This is a genomic window from Gammaproteobacteria bacterium, assembly GCA_040183005.1.
GTDB lineage: Bacteria > Pseudomonadota > Gammaproteobacteria.
In genome coordinates this window covers 1306333-1331961 of the sequence record JAMPIW010000007.1, presented here as the reverse complement: position 1 = coordinate 1331961, position 25629 = coordinate 1306333, and the positions used below count along the sequence as shown (strand labels likewise).

General features: G+C 56.9%; 20 protein-coding genes, 1 tRNA gene and 4 pseudogenes. 14 read left to right on the top strand and 11 right to left on the bottom strand.

Going from position 1 to position 25629, the window contains the following annotated elements; genetic code table 11:
• Positions 1–19: 19 nt before the first annotated feature.
• Both M3A44_12225 and M3A44_12220 read right to left on the bottom strand, forming a co-directional pair.
• A complete protein-coding gene (locus M3A44_12225; GenBank protein ID MEQ6342381.1) occupies positions 20–1339 on the bottom strand; it encodes a hypothetical protein in 1320 nt (439 codons plus the stop codon).
• 25 nt (positions 1340–1364) lie between these two features.
• The gene (locus M3A44_12220; GenBank protein MEQ6342380.1) at positions 1365–2984 is read right to left on the bottom strand and encodes a S8 family peptidase; all 1620 of its coding nucleotides are present in this window, start codon (positions 2982–2984) and stop codon (positions 1365–1367) included.
• An 894-nt stretch (positions 2985–3878) separates the two neighbouring features.
• Between M3A44_12220 and M3A44_12215 the strand changes: the two are divergent.
• The 3 genes and pseudogenes from M3A44_12215 to M3A44_12205 all read left to right on the top strand — a co-directional run bounded on the left by M3A44_12215 (position 3879) and on the right by M3A44_12205 (position 7227).
• A pseudogene (locus M3A44_12215) lies at positions 3879–4088 on the top strand (transposase domain-containing protein).
• Between the two features lie 746 nt (positions 4089–4834).
• The gene (gene tadA / locus M3A44_12210) at positions 4835–6682 is read left to right on the top strand and encodes a Flp pilus assembly complex ATPase component TadA (GenBank protein ID MEQ6342379.1); all 1848 of its coding nucleotides are present in this window, start codon (positions 4835–4837) and stop codon (positions 6680–6682) included.
• Between the two features lie 389 nt (positions 6683–7071).
• A complete protein-coding gene (locus tag M3A44_12205; protein MEQ6342378.1) occupies positions 7072–7227 on the top strand; it encodes a transposase in 156 nt (51 codons plus the stop codon).
• 174 nt (positions 7228–7401) lie between these two features.
• Here M3A44_12205 and M3A44_12200 read toward each other — a convergent pair.
• Positions 7402–8963, bottom strand: a protein-coding gene (locus M3A44_12200) for an IS3 family transposase (protein MEQ6342377.1) whose coding sequence is annotated in 2 segments (ribosomal slippage) — positions 7402–8510 and positions 8510–8963 — 1563 coding nt in all. Because the reading frame shifts where the segments join, the coding sequence is not laid out codon by codon here.
• 114 nt (positions 8964–9077) lie between these two features.
• Between M3A44_12200 and M3A44_12195 the strand changes: the two genes are divergently transcribed.
• Positions 9078–9893, top strand: a complete 816-nt coding sequence (locus M3A44_12195; protein MEQ6342376.1) for a transposase — start codon at positions 9078–9080, stop codon at positions 9891–9893.
• A gap of 40 nt (positions 9894–9933) precedes the next feature.
• On the opposite strand, the gene M3A44_12190 is transcribed toward M3A44_12195, so the two are convergent.
• Together M3A44_12190 and M3A44_12185 are read right to left on the bottom strand one after the other, a co-directional pair.
• Positions 9934–10479 (bottom strand): hypothetical protein, encoded by a 546-nt coding sequence (locus M3A44_12190; GenBank protein ID MEQ6342375.1) that lies wholly within the window; start codon positions 10477–10479, stop codon positions 9934–9936.
• Positions 10480–10569: 90 nt separating this feature from the next.
• Positions 10570–11478, bottom strand: a complete 909-nt coding sequence (locus tag M3A44_12185; protein MEQ6342374.1) for a PEP-CTERM sorting domain-containing protein — start codon at positions 11476–11478, stop codon at positions 10570–10572.
• A 354-nt stretch (positions 11479–11832) separates the two neighbouring features.
• Here M3A44_12185 and M3A44_12180 point away from each other — a divergent pair, with 354 nt between their 5' ends.
• The 4 genes and pseudogenes from M3A44_12180 (at position 11833) to M3A44_12165 (ending at position 13971) form a co-directional block, all read left to right on the top strand.
• The gene (locus M3A44_12180) at positions 11833–12102 is read left to right on the top strand and encodes a ribbon-helix-helix domain-containing protein (GenBank protein MEQ6342373.1); all 270 of its coding nucleotides are present in this window, start codon (positions 11833–11835) and stop codon (positions 12100–12102) included.
• A complete protein-coding gene (locus M3A44_12175; protein ID MEQ6342372.1) occupies positions 12102–12365 on the top strand; it encodes a type II toxin-antitoxin system RelE/ParE family toxin in 264 nt (87 codons plus the stop codon). Before M3A44_12180 ends, M3A44_12175 begins: the two co-directional genes overlap by 1 nt.
• A 199-nt stretch (positions 12366–12564) precedes the next feature.
• A pseudogene (locus tag M3A44_12170) lies at positions 12565–12825 on the top strand (UPF0149 family protein).
• 1050 nt (positions 12826–13875) lie between these two features.
• Positions 13876–13971 (top strand): annotated as a pseudogene (locus M3A44_12165) (SEC-C metal-binding domain-containing protein).
• A 42-nt stretch (positions 13972–14013) separates the two neighbouring features.
• Here the strand turns inward: M3A44_12165 and M3A44_12160 are convergent.
• From M3A44_12160 to M3A44_12140, 5 genes and pseudogenes are all read right to left on the bottom strand, one after another.
• Positions 14014–14277 (bottom strand): annotated as a pseudogene (locus tag M3A44_12160) (MFS transporter).
• A gap of 210 nt (positions 14278–14487) precedes the next feature.
• Positions 14488–15381 carry an FxDxF family PEP-CTERM protein gene (locus M3A44_12155; GenBank protein ID MEQ6342371.1) on the bottom strand — a complete coding sequence of 298 codons (894 nt, stop codon included), beginning with the start codon at positions 15379–15381 and terminating at the stop codon, positions 14488–14490.
• Positions 15382–15770: 389 nt separating this feature from the next.
• Positions 15771–17063 carry an MFS transporter gene (locus M3A44_12150; GenBank protein MEQ6342370.1) on the bottom strand — a complete coding sequence of 431 codons (1293 nt, stop codon included), beginning with the start codon at positions 17061–17063 and terminating at the stop codon, positions 15771–15773.
• Positions 17063–19084, bottom strand: coding sequence for an NAD-dependent DNA ligase LigA (gene ligA / locus M3A44_12145; GenBank protein ID MEQ6342369.1), 2022 nt, complete (start codon positions 19082–19084; stop codon positions 17063–17065). Before ligA ends, M3A44_12150 begins: the two co-directional genes overlap by 1 nt.
• A gap of 44 nt (positions 19085–19128) precedes the next feature.
• Positions 19129–19204, bottom strand: a tRNA-Glu gene (locus tag M3A44_12140).
• A 36-nt stretch (positions 19205–19240) separates the two neighbouring features.
• Between M3A44_12140 and pcnB the strand changes: the two genes are divergently transcribed.
• From pcnB to M3A44_12110, 6 genes are all read left to right on the top strand, one after another.
• Positions 19241–20779: a polynucleotide adenylyltransferase PcnB gene (pcnB, locus tag M3A44_12135; protein ID MEQ6342368.1), complete on the top strand. Its 1539-nt coding sequence runs from the start codon at positions 19241–19243 to the stop codon at positions 20777–20779.
• A complete protein-coding gene (folK, locus tag M3A44_12130) occupies positions 20700–21278 on the top strand; it encodes a 2-amino-4-hydroxy-6-hydroxymethyldihydropteridine diphosphokinase (GenBank protein ID MEQ6342367.1) in 579 nt (192 codons plus the stop codon). Before pcnB ends, folK begins: the two co-directional genes overlap by 80 nt.
• The gene (locus M3A44_12125) at positions 21275–21937 is read left to right on the top strand and encodes a deoxynucleoside kinase (GenBank protein ID MEQ6342366.1); all 663 of its coding nucleotides are present in this window, start codon (positions 21275–21277) and stop codon (positions 21935–21937) included. Before folK ends, M3A44_12125 begins: the two co-directional genes overlap by 4 nt.
• 61 nt (positions 21938–21998) lie before the next feature.
• On the top strand, positions 21999–22811 hold the full coding sequence (panB, locus tag M3A44_12120; protein ID MEQ6342365.1) for a 3-methyl-2-oxobutanoate hydroxymethyltransferase: 813 nt from the start codon (positions 21999–22001) through the stop codon (positions 22809–22811).
• Positions 22811–23692 carry a pantoate--beta-alanine ligase gene (gene panC, locus M3A44_12115; protein MEQ6342364.1) on the top strand — a complete coding sequence of 294 codons (882 nt, stop codon included), beginning with the start codon at positions 22811–22813 and terminating at the stop codon, positions 23690–23692. The genes panB and panC overlap by 1 nt, the downstream gene beginning before the upstream one ends.
• Before the next feature lie 54 nt (positions 23693–23746).
• Positions 23747–24127, top strand: coding sequence for an aspartate 1-decarboxylase (locus M3A44_12110; GenBank protein ID MEQ6342363.1), 381 nt, complete (start codon positions 23747–23749; stop codon positions 24125–24127).
• 526 nt (positions 24128–24653) lie between these two features.
• Here M3A44_12110 and M3A44_12105 read toward each other — a convergent pair.
• Positions 24654–25061 carry a hypothetical protein gene (locus tag M3A44_12105; protein MEQ6342362.1) on the bottom strand — a complete coding sequence of 136 codons (408 nt, stop codon included), beginning with the start codon at positions 25059–25061 and terminating at the stop codon, positions 24654–24656.
• Positions 25062–25629 lie beyond the last annotated feature (568 nt).

Here is a 25629-nt window from a genome sequence, read left to right as displayed (position 1 = left end):
ATCTTCGAGACTTTCGGATTCAGGTCGCCGCAATCGCCGTCAGCACCGCATAGGCCACCTGCTTGTTGGTGATGTCGCTGTGGCTGGAGATGAACGGGTCGGCGCGCAGGTTGTGGATCTTTCCCGGCGTGAGCGCGTAGGCGCCGCCGACGTCGAGCAGCTCCGCCTTCACCGCCTCCGGGGTCTTCTGGGCACCGTTGCGTCCTATGCCGCCGTACTTGTCGTTCTCGTCACCGAGGCCAGCCGCGACCTGGCCGGCGACGATCGACGCGATCGGATAAGCCAGACCGACCGCTTTGTCGTTCGCGGTGCAGGTGATGATCGTCGGTCCCAAGATGACGCCCAGGGCGACGACGCGCCGGAAGGCGCCGTCTTGCTGCCCGTCCCACTTCTGCGCCAGGCCGTAATGTGAATACGCCGCCTGCAGTAGGCTGAGCGAGTTCGCCTTGATCACGCTAGCATCGTCGGCGCCAGCGGCAACCGCGGTGACCAGCCGACCGCCAAAGCTGTGGCCGACTAGATGCAAACGCAGTGCCGGGTATTTCTTCTTGAGCCCGGAGACGAGTGGGTTCACGCCGACTGCGCCCACGAGTCCGGCGCGCTCCTTCATCTGGTAGTAGGTGGTGAGGTTGAGCAGGTTGCGCACGCCCGAGCCAATACCGCTAAAAAAGCTTCCGAGGCCGGCAGCGCCACCCGTGTCGCCGATGGTCGCGGCCCCGCCTCCGCCCGCTGGGGCCGCGATTGCGGTGAACGAGACCGGCTGCTGCAGCTTGGTGAACAGATCGCCCGCAGGTATCGAGAAGAACAGCTTCGCCGCATCGGCATCGTCGCCCGCGCTCGGTTTCATCAGCCCGCGCACACCGTCGACGAATGTCTTGCACGCGCTTGCGCTATCCTCGAGCTTGGGCAGCAGCTTTTCCAGGTCGGTGAGCTTCTGGTCGGCGTCCGGGGCGTCAAACGTGCCGTGCAGACCGCGCAGCTTGTCGCGCAGGTCGTCGATCTCCACCGTCGACCCGGCGCCCGCCGCGCCGCTCGGGATGAGTTCCTTGTCGGCGAACTTCTTCGACGGCCATAGCACACCGAGCACGGCGAACGTGCGCGCCGCAGCGCCCGGCACCTTGCCGGTATCGAGCACCGCTCGCGCACTCGCGAAAAAGTCGGCATAGAGTTGGCTCGCCTCGTCCATGTCGTTGTTCCAGCCGTGTGAGAACACTATGAGGTCGGTCGTGCCGCCTTTCGCGAGATGTGCTTCAAGCGCCGCCGGCTGAGCCGGGTCGTGGATATTGCCTTGCTTGTCGAACTCGACTGGGAAGAACGGGAATCCTGATAAGTCAGCCATTGTTATCTCCTGCCATTGAGTTATGTCAAACGGACTGGATCGCACGCATCAAGTCGATCAGGCCCGCACCCTGGAAATGCCGCTCGCGGCGCAAATCGGTCGCGGTAGCGACGAAAATCTCCTTCACTCGCTCCGGCAGGCCGATGAACTCCTTTTTCACCGACAACAGCGCCGCTGCCGCGCCGGAGACATGGGGCGCGGCCATGCTCGTGCCGGTGCTCTCGATGTAGGTCGGGACGACACCGTCTTCCAGCTTCGCGGCGATGTGGTCGCGTAGCTTGCCCGATGCGCACGAGACCACTTTCTCGCCCGGCGCGACGAGGTCGGGCTTCATGCGCCCGTCGCCAGTCGGACCCTTCGACGAGAAATAGGACACGCCGTAGACGTGCGGCATGGTGCGGTGGGTCGACCCCACCGTGATCGCGCCATCCGCGTTGCCGGGATCGTTAATCGACAGCGCGAGGCCGGTCTTGCGCGCGGCATTGAACTCGGTTGCGACGGTGCCGTAGCCAGTGTTGCCGGCCGCCACGACCACCACGACGCCCGAACGCACCAAGCGGTTGACCTCGACACACAGCTGGCTCTGTCCGCACGCGAACCACTCGGGATCGAAGGCGTAGCCGACCGACAGGTTGATGCCGTGGATGCGTATGTGCCGGCCGTTGGCGTTGATCGTCTGGATGTATGCGAGCGCTGCGATGATGTTTGAAACCGCGCCCTGCTCGTCGGCACCGATCACCTTCAGGCTGACCAGCTTGGTCTTCGGCGCCATGCCACAGATCGATGCCAGTTTCAGGCGCTCGTAGCTGAGCTCGCGCTCAGTTTGGTCGCCATCGGGCTTCAGCAACCGGGTGTAGGCGACGATATCGGGGTGCGGATCCTTCTCGCACGCCGCGACCTCGCCAGCGATGATCCCCGCGACGTGCGTACCGTGGCCGAAGCCGTCGTCGAGCGCGTTTCCTTCGCCGGTGAAGTCCTTGTGCCACTCCTTGACTTGCCCTTCCAGGTTGCCGTGCTGCTTGAAATGAACGTGGTCGCCCTGGATCCCTGAGTCGATAACTGCCCAGACGATGTCGCCGCCTTCGGCCCGGAACGCGGCGCGCGCCGCATCGGCCTTCATGGTCGAAATCGAACCGCAGATGAGCGGATGGACCTTGAAGTCCTCCCAGATCTGGAAGATCGCGTGAGGGCCCGACGTCCGCTTTACGTCTGTGTCGGCGATCGTCTTCGGCTCCCCATCGGCGACCACCAGATCGCGGATCACGCCGCCGGAAAGCCGCGCGAAGAGATACTGGCTCGTGTAGGAGCTCTTCTCGACATCGATGCGCTCCCCTGCGGGACCGGTCGCGATGTTCCGCGCCTGGAAGATGTGGTTGATGGCCTGGATCACCCACTTGCGCGCTTCGTCGCGCCCTTTCGGATACTCCTGGTGCAGATCGATGATGACGTCGTAGAGGACTGGCGCGATCGTTGGATCCATGAGGCGGGTGGCGGTCTCGGCGTTCATCTTGTCGAGCAGCGGCAGTGCAATAACCGTTTTGACCAGGGTGCGCGCGATTTGCTCGCTCTGATTCGGCGCCCCCGCAACTGGGGGCGGGGTGACGGCGCTGCGAGCGCGCTTTCTGCCCGTCTTCTTGGTGACCATGACTCTTCCTTTGGATGGACCGGTGGCCTGAGCGCCGCGAAAGGAAATGAATGATTACATTATCATGCTGGCGCGCCGAACAAAAGAGGACGCTACACTTTAATTGGCCTCAGCTCTGTCACGATGTTCGAAAGCCAAAAAGGCTGTCATAAAGGACCGAAACGGACCGGAGGTAAGAGTCCTCCAGTCAGCCGTAAGTATTGCGTATTGCGAAGAAGCGACGACCCAAGAACCTTCCGCTGTTAACCGTGACACGTCAAGTCGCGCGTGACCTCATTTATGATCAGCGATTGCTTAAGCGAGTGCCATGAGTGTCTGACCCCATTTGTCCCGCGCGCGTTACACGCTGGCACAATACAGCTGTCGGGCTAGCCCATTCTTCAAGAAGGATTGCCCCATTTTCTTTGCCAGGGCTTGCAGTTGATCAAGCGGACCAATTGCCGTTAGATGGTGGGTGAGCTTGGATTTCCCGCTCATGTAGTGGAGATAACGTCCCGGATCAAGCCCGAGTCGGTTTAAGATTGGCGGAATATGGCCAGGAATTGCGCCACGCTTGTCAGATCGGACAGCCCGACCTGCCCAGTCGACTAATTCTAAGTGGTCGCGTTCGGTGTAGCCTAGGCGATGCACGTGTTCGTCTTGATTGGCTTTTGACCAAAGGCATCAAGGGCGGTTGAACGCTGGTGGTCTCCGGTGACACAGGCGGCGCTGCTTCTTTGGGAGCCGAGGCAGGTTGTGGTTGCAGGCTACAAATGCGTTGTTGAATGCTCGTGAAATCGGATTCTTCCGGCGTTTGGGCCATGCTCGCACGAATTGGATTGAGGTCGACATAACTCATACACGTGAGCACGGCGGCATCGTCTGGTCTTCTGTTCTTGGCTGTTTTCTGTTCTTTGGCTGTTTAGCGACACGCCTGCCGGTGCCAACGCCAGTGCTATTATTTACTCGCTGCTGCAGACGGCCAAGGCCAATGGCCAGGAACCCTACGCCTGGTTGCGCCGCGTCATGCGTGACTTGCCCGCCGCCAGGACGGTGGAAGAAATGGAAGCACTGTTGCCGTGGAATTTGCATGCGCTGGCTTTAACCAGCGAAATGACAACCTGAATAGGTTGGGGTTTGTGGAGCGTTTACAGTCTTTCTTCCCCCGTCCCTGAGATAGGGTATAGCTTAAATCACTATAGAAAAGCCGTAATTCACTTACATGCGATTTTCTAAGATTTCCTCTCATCATGCCGATAAGGCCAATGGAGAGGTCGAAAAAGTCACCAATCGGTTGATGCCTCTATTATGTCTAATTACCCTAGGTAATATTTGGAACATTGTGGATTACCTGCTATTGCTAGGGGCTATAGGGAATTGAACGTGTCATGTTAAGTTCGAGTGGAAAGTTGCCCGTATTTAATGCGGCTTCTGCGCCATATAATATTATGAAGGTAGGTGCGGATGTAATTATTAACCTGACAAGCGGAAAAAAAGTCAGCGGGAAATTCATATCCTACTTGGCTCGCGAGGAAGGTGAAATTACTCTACTCCCAGATGGGCAGGGTTCAGAAAGCGTTCTTAACCTGCGTCAGATAAAAATGTTCAGTTTTCCCGAGCCTCGTTTGTGGGAAAGCGCGTTGCCCTCCATTCTCGATAAGAATGTTAAACCCTATCTTGAGCCGAAAAATTTCGAAATTGAGTGTCAGGATGGCGCGATTTTTGGGGGAGAGATGTTTGCTTCGTACAAGGATGAGTACTGTCTGCACATTTTTGTGAAAGAGGGTAAAGATCGCTACACCTACACAGCATTCTCACTGAACAGCATCATAAGCTCAAAAAACGGCAAGCAGCAAGCATCTCATCTGCGGATGGCTAATGCAGAAAAGTCTATAGCCATAGTAAGCACGGAAGAAGATCTGATACGCGCTTTGAATCATCAAAAGACCATGCCAAGCCTGCGCCTGGGAGAAATCCTGCTCATGGAAGGATTGGTGACTCAGGAGCAGATTGACGGTGCTCTGGAGCATCAGAAAACAAATCGAAGCGTACCGTTGGGTGAGATTTTGATTCAGCAGGGGCTGATCACAGCTATTGATGTGCAACAAGCACTAGCCAAGAAGCTCGGTATTCCCATGGTGAATCTGCGCGAATACAAAATTGCGCCTAATGTGCTTGGTTCCGTTCCACGTGATTTTGCGGACAAATACACTATTGTTCCCATTGCGATACATAAGGGAAACCTGGTTGTTGCAATTGAAAATCCCCTCAATACCAAGATTTTGGATGACCTGCGCTTTCAGACCAAGCTGTTTGCCGAAGCGGTTATCGCTAACGCTACAGATATCAAGTGGGCTATAAAATTTTATTACCCGTCACAGATTGATGATGCGTCGTTGGATGAGCTTGCTGCGGCAGAGATAAACGAAGAAGAAGACAAATCGATGTCGTCTGAAGCGCAGGCTCTGGCTGATAATGTGGTGGTCAAACTTATCAATAAGGTAATTGTAGATGCCTTCGATCGAAATGCTTCCGATATCCATATCGAACCCTACCCGGGCAAAGGCAAAGTGCGCATCCGATTTCGCAAGGATGGCACACTTATAAATTATCATGAATTACCCGCGCAGTACCGTAACGCACTGATTTCACGCATCAAAATTATGGCACAGCTGGATATATCTGAGCGACGAAAACCCCAGGATGGAAAGATTGATTTTAAAAAATTTGGGCCACTTAAAATCGAGTTGCGAGTTGCGACACTCCCGACCGCCGGTGGAATGGAAGACGTCGTTATGCGAATTCTTTCCAGTAGCGAACCTGTGCCATTGGAAAATCTAGGCCTCACCGATTCGAATAGGCTGAGCCTGCTTAAGACTATCGACAAACCTCACGGACTTTTTTTGGTGTGCGGGCCAACAGGGTCTGGTAAAACAACAACGCTGCATTCCATATTAGGGCATCTCAATACGCCGGAGAGGAAGATCTGGACTGCTGAAGACCCGGTTGAAATCACTCAAAAGGGGTTGCGCCAAATGCAGGTATTGCCAAAAATCGGCCTTACCTTTGCTGTGGCTCTCCGCGCATTTTTACGCGCTGATCCAGATGTCATTATGGTGGGTGAAATGCGTGACGAGGAGACTGCCAGTGCAGGCATCGAAGCCTCACTCACGGGTCACTTGGTGTTTTCAACATTACATACGAATAGTGCGCCAGAGAGCATTGTACGTCTGCTCGACATAGGCATGGATCCTTTCAACTTCTCTGATGCCTTGCTGGGCATCTTGGCTCAACGCCTGACAAAGCGCTTATGTAGCGATTGCAAACAGACATATATTCCGGACGACCAGGAAATGTATGGTCTGTCCGAAGAATATTGCGAAAATCTTGCTAAAAATGAAAGTAAGAAGGAATGCATAGTTCAAGTGCTGAATGAGTGGAAAATGCGTTATGCAACGGAGGACGGCAAGCATCACTTGTGTCGAGCTGTTGGTTGCGAAAAATGTGACAATACTGGATATCGAGGGCGTCTGGGCATTCACGAATTGCTTATTGCAAGTGATGCGATAAAGAAAGCCATTGTCGATCATCTGTCAGTGCCGCAGGTCACCGCTATTGCTCTTGATGAAGGTATGCGCAGTCTTAAACAGGATGGAATAGAGAAAGTGGTGCAAGGCCATACAGATATCAGTCGCATACGCGCTGTTTGCTCGAAATAATACAGACCGTACTGGCAGCTCACGGAAAAAGCACGCGTAATATAGTGGATCCCACAGTCAAGGCAATAATGCATTGAGTTTAATTCTACTTTGTCAAATTAGAAGGCTGGCCAACGACGCGCAGGAATTATTCAATAACCAATTGTTTAATAATGGTAAATAACGATGTCGACGTGAAAATATCTCCTCCTGTCTCGAAGCCGTCCTTCAACGCCTCCCTCGCGCCCTTGATGCGCATTTGGAGGGCTACTCCTCGTTTTTGTCTCGCGTACACGCAACGTCCTGGCAAGCCTTCCAGGGTTACGTGCGCGGTTTATTCCAGTCTGAGCGAGCCAACATGCTGAGGATCAACGAGGCCAATTGCCACCGACCATCAGACGATGCCGCACATGCTGACCGAGGCGAGTGTTGATTGGGAGGGTTTGGGCGATGCGCTCGCCAAGGAGACCGATGATCTGCTGGGGGGAGAGTCCTCGGTGCTGATTCTCGATGAGAGCGCCATCGCCAATAAAGGCGAGTCGTCGGCGGGTGTAGCGCGACAGTGAAACGGCCGGCTGGGCAAGGTAGATAACTGTCAGGTGGGGGTGTTTGCGGCCTTATGCCGGGGCGAACACGCGAGCCTGATCGACGGCCGGTTGTATCTACCGCAACGGTGGGTGACGGATGCGGCCCGCTGCCAGCGGTAGTTGTCAAGCTAGTTGTCGCCTGAATGCTTGAATTTATGCTGCCTTTTTGAGTTCTAAATTTTCCTCCTTTGGATCGGGTTTTTCGGCGACTTGTTGATCGGGATTCAAGTGAACAACGCGGACTGGCTGCCAGTTTCGAGTAACGCCACTCCAACGCTCTGGATGTCTTTTCTTCGCTGCTTCATAGACGTCGACGCGCTTCTGTAGCAACGCAGTGTCCAGGCCCGCATGGCGCTCTGCGGGGGTAACGAATCTGATGGCACTGTGACGATGTTCATGGTTGTACCAATGAACAAACATGCTGACCCACTGCCTGGCGGCAATGAGACTTTCAAACGGTCGGAGGGGATAGACTGGCCGGTATTTCAACGTCTTGAATAGCGACTCCGAAAAAGGATTGTCGTTGCTGACCGCCGGGCGACTGAACGATGGCATCACGCCCAGCGCTTGCAGGGTGGCCAGCATCGTGGCGCCTTTCATCGGGCTGCCATTGTCAGAATGCAACACCACCTGATTCAGTGCGATGTTTTCCCGCTTGCAAATATCGCGCATAACTTCGCTTGCCAAGTCACTACTTTCTGCATCATAGATCTGCCAGCCAACGATTTTTCGGCTAAAAATATCCATGAACAAATACAGATAAAAATAGATTCCCTTCACCTGCGTTCGCAGATAAGTGATGTCCCAGCTAAATAACGCATTGGGCGCCGTTGCACAGAGCGCACGCGGCTTGTGGCGCTGTTGCGCGGGTCGTTCTGCGCCACGATGCCTGAGCTGATTTTCTTCTCTCAGAGCGCGGTAAATGGTTGACTCGGAAGCGATATATTGCCCACGGTCGGCCAGCCGTGGAACGATTTGACCTAGCGGAAGATCCCCAAATTCGTCTGAATTTACGACTGCCAGCAGGCGTTCGCGTTCCAGCACACTGAGCTTGTTTTTGGGCGCCTGCAACCGCATGGGTCGCTGATCGCCGCGTAATGGGTCGAGCTGCCAGCGTTGCAAAGTGCGTTCGCCCAGAGAGATCGCCGCACAGGCGCGATCCTGGTGCGCACCTGCAGCGATTGCTTCCGCCACCAGTGCCATGACTTGGCCGCGCTCTGCGAGGGAGGTCATTTGACCTCGTCCTCCCAGAGTGCGCGGAACTTTTTTTGCAGGATCAGCAAGGCTGCCGCCTCCGCCAATGCCTTCTCTTTTCGCACTAACTCACGCTTGAGTTTCTCATTTTCATCTTTCAATGTCCGAAATTCACGGGTGCCTGGTACCGCTTTCACCTCGGTACAAAAAGCCGTTTTCCAGCTTGTCAGATGATGGGCAAATAAACCTTTTTCACGACACCACGCATGCAAGGTCTCGCCTGACAAGCCATGGGTTTCATGCAATGCCACCAGTTGCTCCTCCGTACTCCAGTCCTGGGGCCGTTTCTCTTTTGTCACCGATACACTGAGCTTGCCCATCGATTTCCTTTTCATCCAATTCTTTAAAGTATGGAAACTAACGCTCAGGTCTTCCGCCACCGACCGGACTGTCCGATCTCCACGAGAAAATACCTTGACCAGTGCTTGTTCTATAAATGCCTCAGAATACGTTATTTTCATCGTCGCCTCTATTTTAGAAAATTAAAATTTAGAGGCGACAACTAGCCTGACACAGGGGGCCAGAAGGCGGCGATCCCGGAGGCAGAGCGCCGCTATCGCAGCAAGTCGGAGCTGGTGCTGGAAATGGTGGACACGGCGGTGCGCCGGGGCGTGCGTTTTGGCGCGATTGCGGTGGGCGGTGGCTATGGCAAGGAACCGACCTTCCTGCGCGAGCTTGACGGGCGCAGCCATCGTTTCATGGCCGACGTGCATTGCGATCAGCGTGTGTATGAGCAAGACCCGGCGCCAGTGGTGCCGGAGCGGTTCGGGTGGGGGCGCCGCCCCCGCCAGGCGGTAGCGCAGACATCCGCCGTGCGGGTCGACGACTGGGCCGCTGCCCAGCCGGCGACGGCGTGGCGCAAGTTGACGGTGCGCCAAGGCGAGCGAGGCAAGCTGGCGGCAGAGTACCTGCACGCCCATGTCTGGGTATGGGATGGGCGCGAGGCGCAGTCGCGTCGCTGGCACCTGCTGGTGCGACGGGAGGTGGGCGCCGGCACCGTTTCGCGCTATTGCCTGTCCAATGCCTCCGACGATACGCCACTGGAAGCACTGGCCCGCCTCCAGGCGCAGCGCTACTTCATCGAGCACAGCTTCCGGGAGGCCAAGACCGAATGCGGATTGGCAGACTACCAGGTGCGCCGCTGGGATGCGTGGCACCATCACATGGCGCTGGTGATGCTGGGCACCTTGTTTCTGGTCAAGCAGAAGCGGGTGGCCCGACAGCGCTGGCCGATGCTGTCGCTCAATGACCTCGTCACCGCCATGGCTCAGCTGTTGCCGCGTCGGTCGCAGACCGCCGAGGCAATTGCCGATGTGATCAACAGGCGCCACCGCATGCGCCAGTCGGCCCAGGAATCGTGCGTCAGGCGGTCAATGGCGGCACGGGAATGAAATGTGACAAAGTAGAATTAATGGGGTCGAACACTGGCGCCTAACGCATGACAAAACGGCTGTCGCAAAGGGCCAATGGTTCAAAATAAATTATGGGTGTCCTTGTCTTTTCCTTTTTCCTTGTCTTTTGTCTTTTCTCTGCCCCCCGGCGCTGTCCACACTCACCCGGGTGGTGGTGTCCGGCCTCTGCCCAGCCGGGTGATAGCAGCAACCCACCGACCAGGGTGATCAGGAATAGGCCCTTCGAGAAAGGCGTTTTTATAGCCGTCGCCGCCTCGAACAGCGCACGGGTGGCCATCAGGTAGTTCTTTGGCGCCTGCCAGGGAAAGCGACGCGTAAGCGAGCGCAGGCCGACACCTGTGAGGGCGCTAAACCGTGCTGTATTGGCACAGCTGGTGAAGTCGATGGTCACCGTGCCGCTCCCCGGAATAGCCCCCACACCTAACGGAAACGCGGTGGGGCGGGTAATCACCGGGGCGCAGGTGGCGCCAGCGGTCTGCGTCAACGTCAACCCGTCGATCTGCGCATTCTGGAGGCTGGATTTGCCGGTGATGAGGGCGGACGGGTCGGCGCTGCATTGATGCACAAAAACATCCTCTGTACCGTACCATTCGTGTCCCCCTCCGCCAAGTTGCTGGCGACCGATGTGAATGTCACCAAGCGCCCGTCGGCGCTCTTAGGCAGTCCTGCGACGGCGGGCAACGGCCAGACCGGCGAGACCCAGCCCCACCAGTGCCAATGACGCGGGTTCGGGAACCGTGGTGTGGGGGCCAAGCGCCGCAAGCAATATGGCCTGATCACCTGCGGTGAAGGACTTGTTGCGTGCGGCTTCGATGCCTTCATTGTTGACCCACATCAAATCGAAACAAGGGGCGGCACACGCTCCAGGGTGACCCACGCCGAACAAATGGGCGATCTCATGAGCAGCGCTGTTGCCCAGCGCCTGTGAGATCTCGGCAACGGTCGCGTTCAAAAGAGATGGCGACGAAGGGTCAGCGCTTCCCGCTCCCAACGCAAAACTACCTGCCCATGTTCTGGCAAAGGTGGGGTTAAATATTGAATTGCCGAACTGGTCGTTGGCATTGACCGCGCCTGCTTTGCCGAATAATCTGCTGCAACCGGTTTCAGTAGCCGGGCACGGCAAGGCGGGATTGATGGCCGGATATGGCACGCCTGGCGGATTGCTGTAATTGTTCTGTGAAAATACATACGCGCTATCGTCGATTCCCCATGTGTACCAGGAGGCAAGGCCACCGGTATTTGTCACGAAGGATATGTCGTAAGACGCGTAATCTTGGGATACGAGCGACATGATGTTGTTGGCTACTGTGTCGCGCTGGGCCGCATTGAGCCCGAAGGCGCTGCCGGTGAAACTCGCCAACCCGGCGGTGTTGGATTGATAGGTCAGGCTCGGAAAAGCGGCGTTGCCATCAAAATCCATCAAAACATAGGCAGTGGCATTGGCTGGGGAATTTGCCAACAACAGTGAACTCAAGGCGATTGCCGTGGATAGAATTTGTCGATAGAACATTTTGAACGCGCCCCTCTTAATATATATAAAATTAGTATTAATGGGGTCGGACACGATTCAATGAACAAACCTATCCCTTGCCGCTCCACTGCACGGCCCCTATCCGTATTCGATTTGGTCTTCAGTAACGCATCAAACATGGCCCTGCTCCTCTTTGTTGTCGCCGCCACCCCTGCCTACGGTGCCACGTGATACTGTTCACTCTATATGACCGACCGCCTGTCTTCTCGACCTTGACTTAACAAATAACACACGTCTGACAGCACTTCTTTGATCTAGATCAATCTTTCATTACATAAGCACGGCGTTGCTTTAATTTCCCTTCCGTCAAACTTACCTAAAATGATGCACCCGCTTGATTAAATCATTATTATTCAAAAATAATCGACAGCTATCAGGAGATCAGTCATGGCGCAAACAGAAACCAAGGTGCTTACCGCCCACGTTCCATTGCCGCTGGCCGAGAAAGTCGATCAGATGGCCACTCGCCTTGAGCGTTCGCGTGGCTGGATCATGAAGCAGGCGCTGTCGGACTGGATCGAGCAGGAAGAGGAACGTAGCCGTCTGACGCGAGTAGCATTGGCCGATGTGGATGCTGGGCGCGTCATCGACCATCAGGCCGTGCAGGCGTGGGCCGATAGCCTCAGCACTGACGCCCCGTTGCCGATACCGCGCTAATGGAATTGAAGTGGACGAGCAAAGCGTTATCCGATCTGGCGCGGCTATATGAATTTCTGGCTCTGGTGAACAGGGGAGCTGCTGCTCACACTGTGCGGTCGCTTGCCGCCGCACCAGCAAGCCTGTTGGCGAACCCGCGCATCGGCGAAAGGCTCGAAGAATTCGAGGCGCGCGAGGTACGTCGAATTCTCGTCGGGCGCTACGAAATTCAGGAATCTACCATTTATGTGCTGCCGCTGTGGCATACGCGCGAGGATCGTTAGGGTGATATGGGTATTTACGTGACAAAATGATGTCAGCTCCCCCGAACTCCGCAGGGCTGTCAAAATCACCAATAGGAACCAACTCATGAATTCATCACTTGCACACCCCACGCCCTTTCAACAATTGCGCGCCGTTGCCGGGATTTATCCGGACGCCTTGGATTTTTCCACGATGCACGGCTTCCTGACGGGAATGGCCATGGTTCCATATGAGGTGATTGACCAGCCCTGGTTGCCGCTGGCCCTGGGTTTGCCCGATGAGGCAGATATTCCTGATGAAATTATCGATCTTGCGATGCAGGTGTCCGATGACATTGTGGAGGATTTGATCAAGGGGACATTCGAGCCCCAGGCGGCAACAGAGCTGCGCGGTGGTGATACCCTGCCCAGGATGGATCTTTGGTGCCAAGGCTTTGTTCAAGCCTGTGCATTGGCAAGCGAGGACTGGGAGGACATGACCAGTGACGATCTTGATCTCGCCAAACTGTTGTTGAGCATCAATGTCATCGCTGACCCGGAGCGTTATGGGCCGCTCTTGTTCAGCAAGGACGTGTCCTTCACTGATGCTGGCTTTCTTGCTGAAATTCGTGGGCTTACGGGGGCTATCATCAATAATATGGCAGGCCGGGTATTTGAAAAAGGTTTGCTAGACGAAGAGGATGATTTTGCAGGGCAGGATGTGGAATTTGATTTTACCGAGGACGAACTGCGAGAAATCCCGGAAGAAGGCTTGATGTTATTCGTCCTTACCATGGGCGATCGTCTGCCGCGCGTGGTGGTCGATGAATGCGTGCGGCGTGGCGCGGACATGCTGCTGTTCCTGACGGCTTATCTTGCTGATGATCAACACTGGGAGCCGGATGTTGCAGGTGACCGGTGGTGGGCCTTGCTGCACTGTATCTTCATTCTGGGCGCCATCGACGACCCCCGCGCCGCCGTCCCGCTGCTGGGCCTTTTCAAACGCATGCCGGATCTGCCGGATGATGATCTGTGGGACTGGGTGTCTGCTTACTGGCCGGCCCTGTTCAGGAACAAGCGCGAAGCTGCTGCCCCTGCCTTGCGCCGCATCGCCGAAGACCGCACCTTGGGCTGGTATCCCCGTAGCTTTGCTACGGAGTGTGTCCTGGAGGCCGCCGCGGCATCAGGCAGTGAGGCTCTGGAAGAGGCGCTGGACGGGGTTGTTGCTGCCATTGCTGCCGACGAAACCGAAGATGACGATACACGCTACCGAATGGGAGCGATGCTCTTGAATTTTCCGCGTGAACGGCACAGGTCATTGCTGGAATCGCTGGTGCTCAGGCAGCAACAGGCCGGATTGCTGTATATGGACTTTAATCTCGATGACATAGCTGACGCTTTTCAAACCGGTGACGCCCCTGAATGGGAGCGCTTTCCCGATCCCTGGTCCTTTTATGACCCCGAGGCCATCGCGCAGCGCCAGCGCCGCTGGGCGGAAGAAGATATCGCCGGCGAGGACAGTTTTTTGTTTGACGATGAAGAGTTTATGCCGGTTGAGACCTACGTGCGGGAACAGCCCAAAGTCGGACGAAATGACCCCTGTCCCTGTGGAAGTGGTAAGAAATACAAGAAGTGTTGTTTACATTGACCTGCTTGGCGGTTCAAGCGCTTTTTAAAGGTGCCTGGGGTGCTACTTACGCAAAGCCGCGCGTCGCCCACGCTTTACATCGACGCCCGCGAGGATCAACAATCCCAGCACGAAATAGCCGCCGGTGATGAGCATGGCGAGGCGGTGGTCTCCACTGGATAGCCAGCTTACCAAGCCATAGGTGATCGGGCCAAAGATGGCGGAGAGTTTCACCGCCAAACCCCACAGGCCGAAAAAATCGGCGTGGCGCGCGGCGGGGGCGAGCAGCCCCACCAGGGCGCGGCCCGCCTATTGGCTGGCCCCCAATAAATTATGGGTGTCCTGATCTGCTGGTGATCTGCTCTGGGGGGAAACGGACCATGGATGTTCACGGAGAAAGATGGGCAGGTTTGCAGGATAGCATGAGGTAATCATGCCCGGCCCCATTTGTTCGAGCACGGCGGTACTATCGCTTCCGCTAGAAAAATAACCCCCCGCAGTGAACACGGGGGGTTATAAATAGTACTACTTCAGTTGTCAGGCGGAAGCTTGTGATGAAACGCTGCTTTTCCTGCGCCGTGCCATGAAGCCCATCAACCCCAGGCCGACCAGCATCATCGCGTATGATTCCGCTTCGGGTACGGGTGTCACGTCAATCCCGGTGTAGCGAATGCCCGCATCCGGAAAGGTCATGCTGGTGATCAAAGTGCCACCTAACGTGTAGTTGTACAGGTTGTTGCCCGATGCGAGAAAAACATCGTTGTTATTGCCCAGCGCCAAGCTGTCAATATTGAAAGTCACACCAAAGAAGCTAGTTTGGTTCAGTGCCAAGTTACGTAAGGTCACACCTTGTTGCGAACCGGTATAGGAGGCGACGAGCATGTTATTGCTGTAGTCAATATCGGTATAGTTGATGGCGGCATCAGGGAAAGTCATGTTGGTGACCAGCGTGCCATTTGTCATGTAATCATACAAATGGTTTCCGGAAGCCAAGTAGACATGGCCACTATCGCCTGCTGCAATGCCGCTGATGTTGAAGCCAGTCGTCACGGCGTTCAGCTGATTCAAACTGTAGTCGCGAACCGTAAAACCCATTTGCGAGCCGTTGTAGGAAGCCAGAACGTTGCCGCCACCAACGGCAACGTCAGTGTAATTAATGGCCGAATCCGGAAACGTCATGTTGTTGATCAGTGTGCCATTGATGTTGTAGTTGATAAGATGGTTGCCTGCCGAGATGTACAGATCATTGTTCACCCCCAGGGCAATACCGCTAGCTGTCACACCTGTACTGAAAAATCCCGTCTGAACCAATGCTTGGGTACGCTCAGTCACGCCCAACTGAGATCCTGCATAAGTCGCGTAGATATTCTCTGCCTGTGCGGAGATGGAAAATATGGATGCCACAGCAATAATTGCTAGCTTTGATTTCACGGTTGAACCCTCCAGTTTTATGATTTAGGAAAATTAAAAAGCAATAAGTTGCCCATGGTAGGCTCACGCAAAGTACTTGAGTTGGAGGCAAATTACAATCAGGGCAAAGGGAGTCAGGCACGTTTTTGTGCATGAGCTTGCCCCCTTCGCTTCATCACATCATACTGCATCCATACCCAATTGATCTTCAGGAACACATTAAGCATGACCCATCTTCCTCCTTAACGGGCGAGGTGAGTTGAATGCTCGTAGGGCGCTAATTAAGCGAGTGCAGGCTTGGCGCCTGAGAGGGCAGCAGATAGAAATAATCGCTTTAATATGGCGCATCCCCATGTTGGTGATTGATGGACCCTGTTGTTTAGCGAATTTAATGGGGGGCGATGGCGATACTACTTACGCAACGCCGCGCGCCGCCCACGCTTTACATCGACTCCAGCCAGGATCAACAATCCCAGCACGAAATAGCTGCCGGTGATGAGCATGGCGAGGCGGTGGTCTCCACCGGATAGCCAGCTTACCAGGCCATAGGTGATCGGGCCAAAGATGGCAGAGAGTTTGACTGCCAAACCCCACAGACCGAAAAATTCGGCGTGGCGTGCGGCGGGGGCGAGCAGCCCCACTAGGGCGCGGCCCGCCGATTGGCTGGCGCCCATGCACAACCCGGCTACGTTGGCGGCGGCCCAGAACATGCCCGGCCCCTGTGCCGTCCACGCCAGCGCAATCATCACGAGCCAGCCCAGCAGGGTCAGGGCAAGCGTGGGGACGTGGCCGAGGCGGTCCTGGATGTAGCCAAACAGAAAGGCCCCGCCGGCGGCGGTGACGTTGACCACCATGACCAGCAGCAAGGTCTGTTGGGTGTCAAAGTGCATTACCTGCTGGGCGTATATCGCGGCGAGGGTGATAACCGTATTGATGCCTGCCGAGTAAAATACCGTGCATATCAAAAAGCGTCGCAGGTCACGGTAACGGCGCGCGTGTTTGATGGTGGCGCCGAGGCGGGTGAATGCCTCGCCAATCAGGTTGCGGCCCGGAGGGTGTGGCTGGGGGATGGCTCGTTCGCGCAGGAACAGGAATGTTGGCAGGCTGGACAGGGCAAACAGCCCGGCGGTGATCAGCATGGTCACGGGCACAAATGAAGATGCCTGGTCGCCACGCGCTTGCGCCCAGCTTACATAGGCCAGCGATAACCCCAGGCTTACCAGGCCGCCCATATAGCCCAGGCTCCAGCCCCAGCCGGATACCTTGCCCAGGCTGCGGCTGCGCGCCAGCTCGGGAAGAAAGGCGGCGATGAGATTTTCGCCGCTGCCGAAAAAGAAGTTGGAAAGCACGATGAATACGATGGCGAGCGCCAGGTTGCCGGGGCCGGCCAAGGCAAGTCCTGCGGTGCCCAGCACGCAACCTGCAGTGGTAAAAAGCAGCAGTTGTTTCTTGGCGGCGTAGGCGTCCGCATAGGCGCCCAGCACTGGCGCTGTCAGCATGACCAGGAAGTATGAGATCGCCAGCGCCGCCGTCCAGGCAAACGTCGCCCAATCCTGGTTGCCCGCCACCACCGAGACGAAATAGGCGTTGAAGATGGCGGTGATGACGACTGTGGTATAGCCCGAATTGGCGAAGTCGTACATCGCCCACGCCCAGACTTCGCGGCGTGAGACGCCAGCGGCCAGGGAGGAACGCGTAGCCATCAGGCCCCTTCCAGCAGCGCTAAAAATTCCTGTTCCGCAAGCATCGTCACGCCTAGTTCCCGTGCCTTGTCCGCCTTGGAGCCGGCTTCGGCCCCCACAACAACGTAACTGGTCTTGCGCGAGACGCTGCCGCTCACTTTGCCACCCAGCGCCTCGATGCGCACCTTTGACTCATCGCGGCTCATGCTGTCCAGCGTGCCGGTGAGGACAAAGGTCTTGCCGGAGAGCGGCGTATAGGCACGGCTGATCTCCTCCTGTGGCCAGTGGATGCCGGCATAGAGCAAGGCGTCGATGACCTCCCGGTTATGCGGTTGAGCGAAGAAATGATGAATGCTCGCGGCGACCACCGGGCCGACATCGGGAACGGCCTGCAGCTCATCTATAGAGGCGTTAATAAGTGGTTCGAGGCCGCCAAAGTAACGGGCAAGCTGCTTTGCGGTCACCTCGCCGACTTGACTGATGCCCAAGGCGTAGAGAAAGCGGGGCAGGGTAGTGCGTTTGGATTTTTCGATGGCGGCGAGCAGATTGTCTGCCGACTTGTCCCCCATGCGCTCCAGCGCCACGAGCGCCTCTTTGGTGAGGTGATAGAGGTCGGCCACGGTCTTTACCTGCCCTTTCTCCACCAGTTGCGCCACCAGTTTGTCGCCCAGGCCATCAATGTCCATGGCGTGGCGCGAGGCGAAATGGAGGATCGCGCCCATGCGTTGCGCTGGGCAGTAAAGTCCGCCTATGCAGTGGTGTGCAGACTCGTTTTCCAGGCGCACCACCTCTGAGCCGCACATCGGGCATGTCTTGGGCATATGCCATACACTGGCGTGCTTGGGACGCTTTTCCGCGATCACGCCCACCACCTCGGGGATTACATCCCCCGCGCGGCGCACGATGACGGTGTCGCCGATATGGATATCCTTGCGCCGCAACTCATCCTCGTTGTGCAGCGTGGCACGGCTCACGGTCACACCGCCGACCTCGACTGGGTGCAGCATCGCAACCGGGGTGATGACTCCGGTGCGGCCTACCGAAGCGAGGATGTCCTCGACGACAGTGGTCTCTTCCTGGGCGGGGAATTTGTGGGCGATGCCCCAGCGTGGCGCACGGGCGGTAAAGCCGAGGGTATCGCGAGCGGCAAGCTCATCCACCTTGTAGACCACCCCATCCACTTCAAAGGGCAGATCGTTACGGCGCGCGGTTATTTCCTGGTAATAAGCCAGACACTCTTCAATACCGTGTACGGCACGGAAGAATTCAGTGACGGGGAAGCCCCATTCCTTGAGGTGTTTTACGATCTGCGAATAACGCGGCGCAGGCAGTTCCGAAACCTCGCCCAGCCCCCACGGAAAGAAACTCAAAGGGCGACCGGCAGTGATGCGTGGATCGAGTTGACGCAGACTGCCAGCGGCGGCATTGCGCGGGTTGGCAAAGATATTTTCACTTCGCGCCAAGCGTTCTTCGTTGAGACGTTCGAAGTCGCGCTTGGGGATGACCACCTCACCTCGCACTTCCAGTACCGCCGGCCAGCCTTTGCCGAGCAAGCACAGCGGCACGCTCTTTATGGTGCGTGCATTGGCTGTCACGTCCTCGCCCTTCGTTCCGTCACCGCGTGTCCCCGCCCGCACCAGTAGGCCGTTTTCATAGCGCAAGCTGAGCGAGGCGCCGTCGAATTTAGGTTCGGCGGTGTAGCGCACGGCTTCGGATGTTTCAAGCCCTTGGCGCACGCGCCGGCCCCAGTCCCGGACTTCCGCTTCGTCGAAGGCGTTGTCCAGTGAGGTCATGGGAATGCCATGGTGTACCTCGCCGAGGAATTCCAGCGGCTTCGCCCCCACGCGCTGGGTGGGGGAACCAGGAGTGATCAGATCGGGGTGTTCTGCCTCAAGCCGTTGCAATTCGCGCAACAGACGGTCATATTCGGCATCGGAGATGATGGGGGCGTCGAGGACGTAGTAACGGTAGTTGTGATGATTGATTTCGTCACGCAACTGGGTGACGCGATTATTGGTAGGCTTGGTGTCGGAGATGGGCATGGCTGCCTATGCCAGTACACCCGCCAACAGCGGATGCAAAATTGTGGCGCTCCCTAGGGGATTCGAACCCCTGTTGCTGCCGTGAGAGGGCGGCGTCCTAGGCCTCTAGACGAAGGGAGCAGTGTGCAAAAAGAAGTGGTATTATACGCGCTAATTATGAATGCTCAAGATTCTTTTAATGACAGGTTAAAAAAGGCAGGGAAAACCATAAGCACGCCCAGAGTCATACCTCGCGCCGAACATTCCATCTCGCGCACCAATATCAGCGACAGCGCAGTCAAGGTGCTTTACCGCCTGAAGGACGCCGGCTATAAGGCCTACCTGGTCGGCGGCGGTGTACGTGACATGCTGCTGGGTCGCGAACCCAAGGATTTCGATATCGCCACCGATGCGCATCCCGAGGAAGTGCAAGAGCAGTTCCGCAGTTGTCATCTCATCGGGCGCCGCTTCCGGCTGGCCCACGTGCGTGTCGGGCGTGATGTTGTTGAAGTGGCTACGTTCCGTGCCAATGTGCCCAGCGCAGAAGAAGGTGAGGCCCGCAGTGCAAAAAGGGGCGAAGACCTGCATACCGAAAGCGGGCGCATCATGCGCGACAACGTCTACGGCACGCTCGAAGAAGACGCTTGGCGCCGTGATTTCACCATCAATGCCCTGTATTACAATATCGCCGACTTTTCCGTGGTGGATTATACCGGCGGTCTGGAAGACCTCAAGGCAGGCTGGATACGCTTGATCGGCGATCCCGTGCAGCGTTACCGCGAAGACCCGGTGCGCATGCTGCGTGCGGTGCGCTTTGCCGCCAAGCTGGGTTTCCGCATCCACCCCGACACCGAGGATCCGCTGTTTGATCTGGGCTATCTGCTGGAGGATATCCCCTCCGCCCGCCTCTATGAAGAAGTGCTCAAATTGTTCATGGGCGGCTGTGCCTTGGAAACCTTCGAACTGCTGCGTCATTATCGCCTGTTCGAGCATTTATTCCCGCAGACCGAGGATGATCTTGCGCAGGAGCGGGAAGGCTTCCCCTCTGAATTGGTGGCGCGCGCCCTGGCCAATACCGATGCGCGTGTTGCCGCCGGAAAACCCGTGACCCCGGCATTTTTATTCGCGGCCCTGCTGTGGGGCCCGATGCGCCGCCAGGCCGAGCCGTTGCAGGCGGGAGGGGAGAGCGAAATCCAGGCCATTCAGGAAGCGGGTGATGTGGTGGTCATGCGCCAGGTGCAGCGCATAGCCTTGCCTAAACGTTTCAGTCTGCCAATGCGCGAAATCTGGACCATGCAGCCCCGTTTCACCCAGATCAACGGCAAACGCCCCTTTAGTTTGCTTACCCACCCCCGTTTTCGCGCAGCTTATGACTTCCTTCTCTTGAGAGGCGAGTCGGGCGAGGATGTCCTGGACTTGTGCGAGTGGTGGACAAAGTTTCAGGAAGTGAATGCCGACGCACAGGGACGTGCTAGTGCTGCGGGAGGCAGGATGCTGGGAGCAGCCGACGCACACGGACGTGCTAGTGCTGCGGGAGGCACGACTGCACGGATGCAGGAGGTAGAGCAACGCAAGGAGCGGTTGCCGAGGATGCCGGGAGCGGCCGACGAACGGCACGTGCCAGTGGCGGCGATAGATGCGGAAACTCGCGCGCCCGCCAAAAAACGCCGCCGCCCACGCAAGCGTCGCAAACCGGCTGGCGCAGCGGCAGGGTGATGGGCTTGTGATTCGGGCCTATATAGGGCTGGGTAGCAACCTCAATGATCCAGTGCGGCAGGTGAAGGCTGCGCTTGCCGCATTGAACGACATCCCCGAAACCCGCTGTGTGCGGCATTCGTCGCTGTATCGCAGTGCGCCGCTGGGGCAGGCCGGCCAGCCGGATTACATCAACGCCGTAGCCATGCTCGACACTCATCTGTCGGCACAGCAGTTGTTGTCGGAACTGCAAGGGATTGAGCGCATTCACGGCCGTGTGCGCGGTTCCGAGCAGTGGGGGCCGCGCACCCTTGATTTGGATTTATTACTGTACGGAGATATGCGTTTGGAGAGTGAAGAATTGACGGTGCCCCATCCACGGCTGGCGGAGCGCAGCTTTGTGCTGTATCCCCTGTGCGAAATCGCCCCCGACCTGGAGATTCCAGGGTTTGGCGGCGTACGGCAATTGATGGCCGCGTGCCGGGCGCATGATACGCTATCTTGTGAGGTGCTGGCGTGACGCGCGGCCAGCCTGGCTATATCGTCGTCGAGGGGCCGATAGGGGTGGGTAAGACCAGTCTCGTGAAGCGCCTGGCGGAGACCTTCGGTAGCGAGCTGCTGCTGGAGGATGCCGCGTCCAACCCCTTTCTTGAGCGTTTTTACCAAAACCCACGTCAGGCAGCCCTGCAAACCCAGTTGTACTTCCTGCTGCAGCGCACACGCCAGATGCAGGAGCTGCGCCAATCGCTATTGCTGCCGGAAACCTCCCAGCCGGGGCGGGTAGCGGATTTCTTGATGGAGAAGGATTACCTGTTCGCCCAACTCACCCTGGACGACGATGAGTTGCGCCTCTATGAACAGGTGTACCGGCAATTGACGCTGGATATCCCCCCGCCGGACCTGGTGATCTACCTCCAGGCGCCAGTGGAAGTGTTGCTGGCGCGTGTCGCCAAACGTGGTCTCGGCTATGAAAGGCTGATCGAGTCCGCTTACTTGCAACGCCTGGCGGAAGCCTATGCGCGGTTTTTCCACAACTATGCCGCCGCGCCGCTCCTGATCGTCAACGCCGCTACCGCCAATTTTGCAGAAAACGACAAGGATTACAATGCACTGGTAGAGCATGTGCGCACCCCTCGGGGCGGGCGCCATTACCTTAATCCCCTGCCTTTTGCTGTTTAGAGCCGCGAAGAAACGCCAACAGGCTCGTGGCCCCTGCCTGAATATTTTTGGAGATGACGTCATGAATGCCCAGCCTCTACCCCACGTCACCCTTAACACTCTGCGCGATATGAGGCGCGCGGGTGAAAAATTCGCCTGCCTGACCGCCTATGACGCCAGCTTTGCGCGTCTAATAGATGACGCAGGCGTTGAGGTGATTCTGGTGGGAGACTCGCTGGGTATGGTGGTGCAGGGGCGCGAGACCACTCTACCGGTGACGGTCGATGACATTGTTTATCACAGTCGTTGTGTGACACGTGGCTGCAGCCGCGCACTGCTGATGGTGGACATGCCATTCATGAGCTACGCCACGCCGGAGCAGGCATTGCGCAACGCTGCACGTTTGATGCAGGAAGGCGGGGCGCATATGGTCAAGCTGGAGGGGGGCGCTGTGCAAGCCGACATCGTGTGTCAGCTTACCGAACGCGGCATTCCAGTGTGCGCCCACCTGGGACTCCAGCCGCAATCAGTACATAAGCTGGGCGGCTACCGGGTGCAGGGGCGCGAAGCCTCCGCCGCGCAAGTAATGCGTGACGACGCTCGTGCATTACAGGCCGCAGGCGCCGATATGCTGCTGCTGGAATGCGTGCCCGCTGCCCTGGCAGCGGAAATCACCCTCGCAAGCGAAATCCCAGTGATCGGCATCGGCGCGGGGTCGGGCTGTGATGCTCAAGTGCTGGTGCTGTATGACATGTTGGGCATTACGCTGGGTAAACGGCCCAAGTTTTCCAAGAATTTCATGCAGGGCAATCATACCCCGCAGGCCGCCATCGCAGCTTACGCGCACGCCGTCAAAAATGGCATCTTCCCCGCGCCAGAGCACACCTTTAACTGATGCATACCGTTCGCGCTATTGCCGATGTGCGTAGCATGGTTCGTCTGTGGCGTGGCCAGGACGAGCGTATTGCCTTTGTGCCCACCATGGGCAACCTCCATGCGGGGCATATCCATCTGGTCAATCAGGCCAGGCACCGCGCTGACCGCGTGGTAGTGAGCATATTCGTGAATCCCATGCAGTTTGGAGAAAATGAAGATTTTGCGTCCTATCCCCGCACATTATCCGAAGACAGCATCAAACTGGCCGAAAATGGTGCACACCTTTTGTTTGTGCCCGAGTCTGGTGAGATCTATCCCAGGGGAGTTGCCGGTGCCACGCGGGTAGAGGTGCCAGGAATCTCGGATATCCTGTGCGGCGCGTCTCGCCCCGGCCACTTTACCGGCGTCGCCACCGTGGTCAATACGTTATTTAATATCGTCCAGCCCGATATGGCGCTGTTTGGTGAAAAGGATTACCAGCAGCTGCTGGTAATCCGGCGTATGGTGGCGGATCTGTGTCTGCCCGTCACGGTTGTTGGCGTGCCGACCGTGCGCGAGCCCGATGGGCTAGCCATGAGCTCACGCAACAGCTACCTCTCCGCCGAGGAAAGGGCGCGCGCCCCCCAGATCTACCGGGTGCTATGTCAGGCGAAAGAGCGGATTCAGGGCGGCGAGGTCAACTATACGGCGATCGAGTCAGAGGCTGGGCAAGCGTTGACCGCCGCAGGTTTCCATCCTGACTACGTCAGCGTGCGCCGCGCGGAGGATCTGATGCCTGCATCCGTGGCGGACCACGCCTTGATGATTCTTGCAGCAGCCAGGCTGGGAAAGACGCGCCTGATCGATAACTTGCCGATAGAATTGAAAAACCGGCAACAAAACCCCATAATATCAGTCTAATGGGGTGCGTTAGGCTCTACTAACGCATCCTGCATAGCCTAGAGGAGCTGCCAAATGCAGTACACCCTACTGAAGTCCAAGCTGCACCGCGCCTGCGTGACCCACTCCGAGCTGGAGTATGAAGGGTCGTGCGCGATTGACGCCACGCTGCTGGAGGCGGCGAGTATTCACGAATACGAGCAGATCCAGATCTACAACATCACCAATGGCGAGCGCTTCACCACCTACGCGATCCGTGCCGAAGCAGGCAGCGGCATCATCTCCGTCAACGGCGCTGCCGCGCACAAGGCCAAACCGGGGGATCGAGTCATCATCTGCACTTATGCGGTGTTAAATCAGCATGAGCTGGCTTCCTTCAGGCCCGTCATGGTATACCTCGACGAAACCAACCGCATCACGCATTACCGCAATCACATCCCGGCCCAAGTGGCGTAAAGTCAATCGATCTTAATCGATTGCGGAGTTCCCTGACCCGCAATTGTGGGTCAGCGTCGCCCAGGACTTGGGGAAGGGGGCAGCGCCTTGGCGCTGATCTTCTAAGGCATCGGCTGTCTCTCTCCGTGGCGCTACTGGTAATCTAGCAAGAGCGGTCGCTGTGACTGGCACCGTTAACTGCTGACACGCCTTCGGCACCCCCTTCCATCAGAGCGCACCATCGGGATGATTCGGGCCAGGAGGGGCAGGTTGGAATGATGAATCTAGACCTGCAGCGTGTCGCATCTCACGCGGGGTGGGTGCGGCCTCATATGCGGTCAGGCAGGAAAAAGTCGCGCCTAATATGGCCTGATGGCCAGGAAAAAGTCCTAGATCGGGGTAAATTAGAGGCTAAGATGAGCTTAATAGGTGGGGTACGATCCAAATTGCCTTGGTCGACCGTCGGTGGGAGGCGGCCCTTAAGCGAACGGGCCGGGGAGTCCTAGCGCAGAAAAGGCGAATGGGGCTTTGGTTGGTGGTTAGATGCTCAAGGTGTACACGGCGCAGAGCCCGGATTTTGCTTATATGACCAGCATGTATTAATCCCTGGTTCATACGCGGCCTTCCAATCTATGGCATTTATATTGAAATTACCGTCTGTGTAATTATATGTGCCATTGCTTTGGCCGAAACCTGTTCCAGGAGTCCAAGTGAAACTGCCTGCAGTTACATTATTTTTTTGTCCTCCAGCGACCACGTCGAAGCTCCCGCCGGAGGAAGAGGAGAGTAGGTTGACCGTATTGGTGACTATTGCTGGTGTTGAGGTTGCGGCGGCGCCTGTGTACGGTATGGCGCTCATGTCCACAACAAAACGAGCGGAGATATCAGGGGTTTCAATGTCTTGAGTGATCTTGGGCTTTGTAGCGAAGGTGCTTTTCAAGAATTCCTGAGCCATTCCCCCATCATTTAGCACCATCCGCAATTGTACTCTCTGGGGGTTGCCAGTGCCGGAGCCGGAGCCTGCTGAAGCGGGGTCCAAGGGCGCGAGTCCAGGGCCGCTAAAGCCCCCATTGCCTATAAGCCCGGCAGAGGACGTGCCAGGCTGGCCATTTGGCCAGCAGCATACTCCTACTCTAATGTAAGTCTCCTGGGCGAAGCCTTTAGTGGGGTCGCCTATGATTTGGTGCCAATAGTCAGTAGTGCCTTCTCTGACGAGTTCGCTTAAGAAAGGTGTCTTCTGTGGGTCTGCCGTAGTGCCATGAACGCAGCCTACATCCACTCCCCCCCGGTTACAGCTGAGGTTGATGATGCCAGGAGTGGGCGATAGGCTGGGACTCGGCTGAAAATTGAGCGCAAATTCGGCCGCGCCTTCTTTTATGCCAAGCATAAAAATGAAGAGGGCGGCAAGGACTGGCAGCAGGTATCTTGGCATTATATCCATCGGCAGTCCTTGTTAATTCCTAAAAGTTTGGTGTGATTAGTCAAGCTGAAAATGTCTATTTAACGCATTCATCAGGGATGAT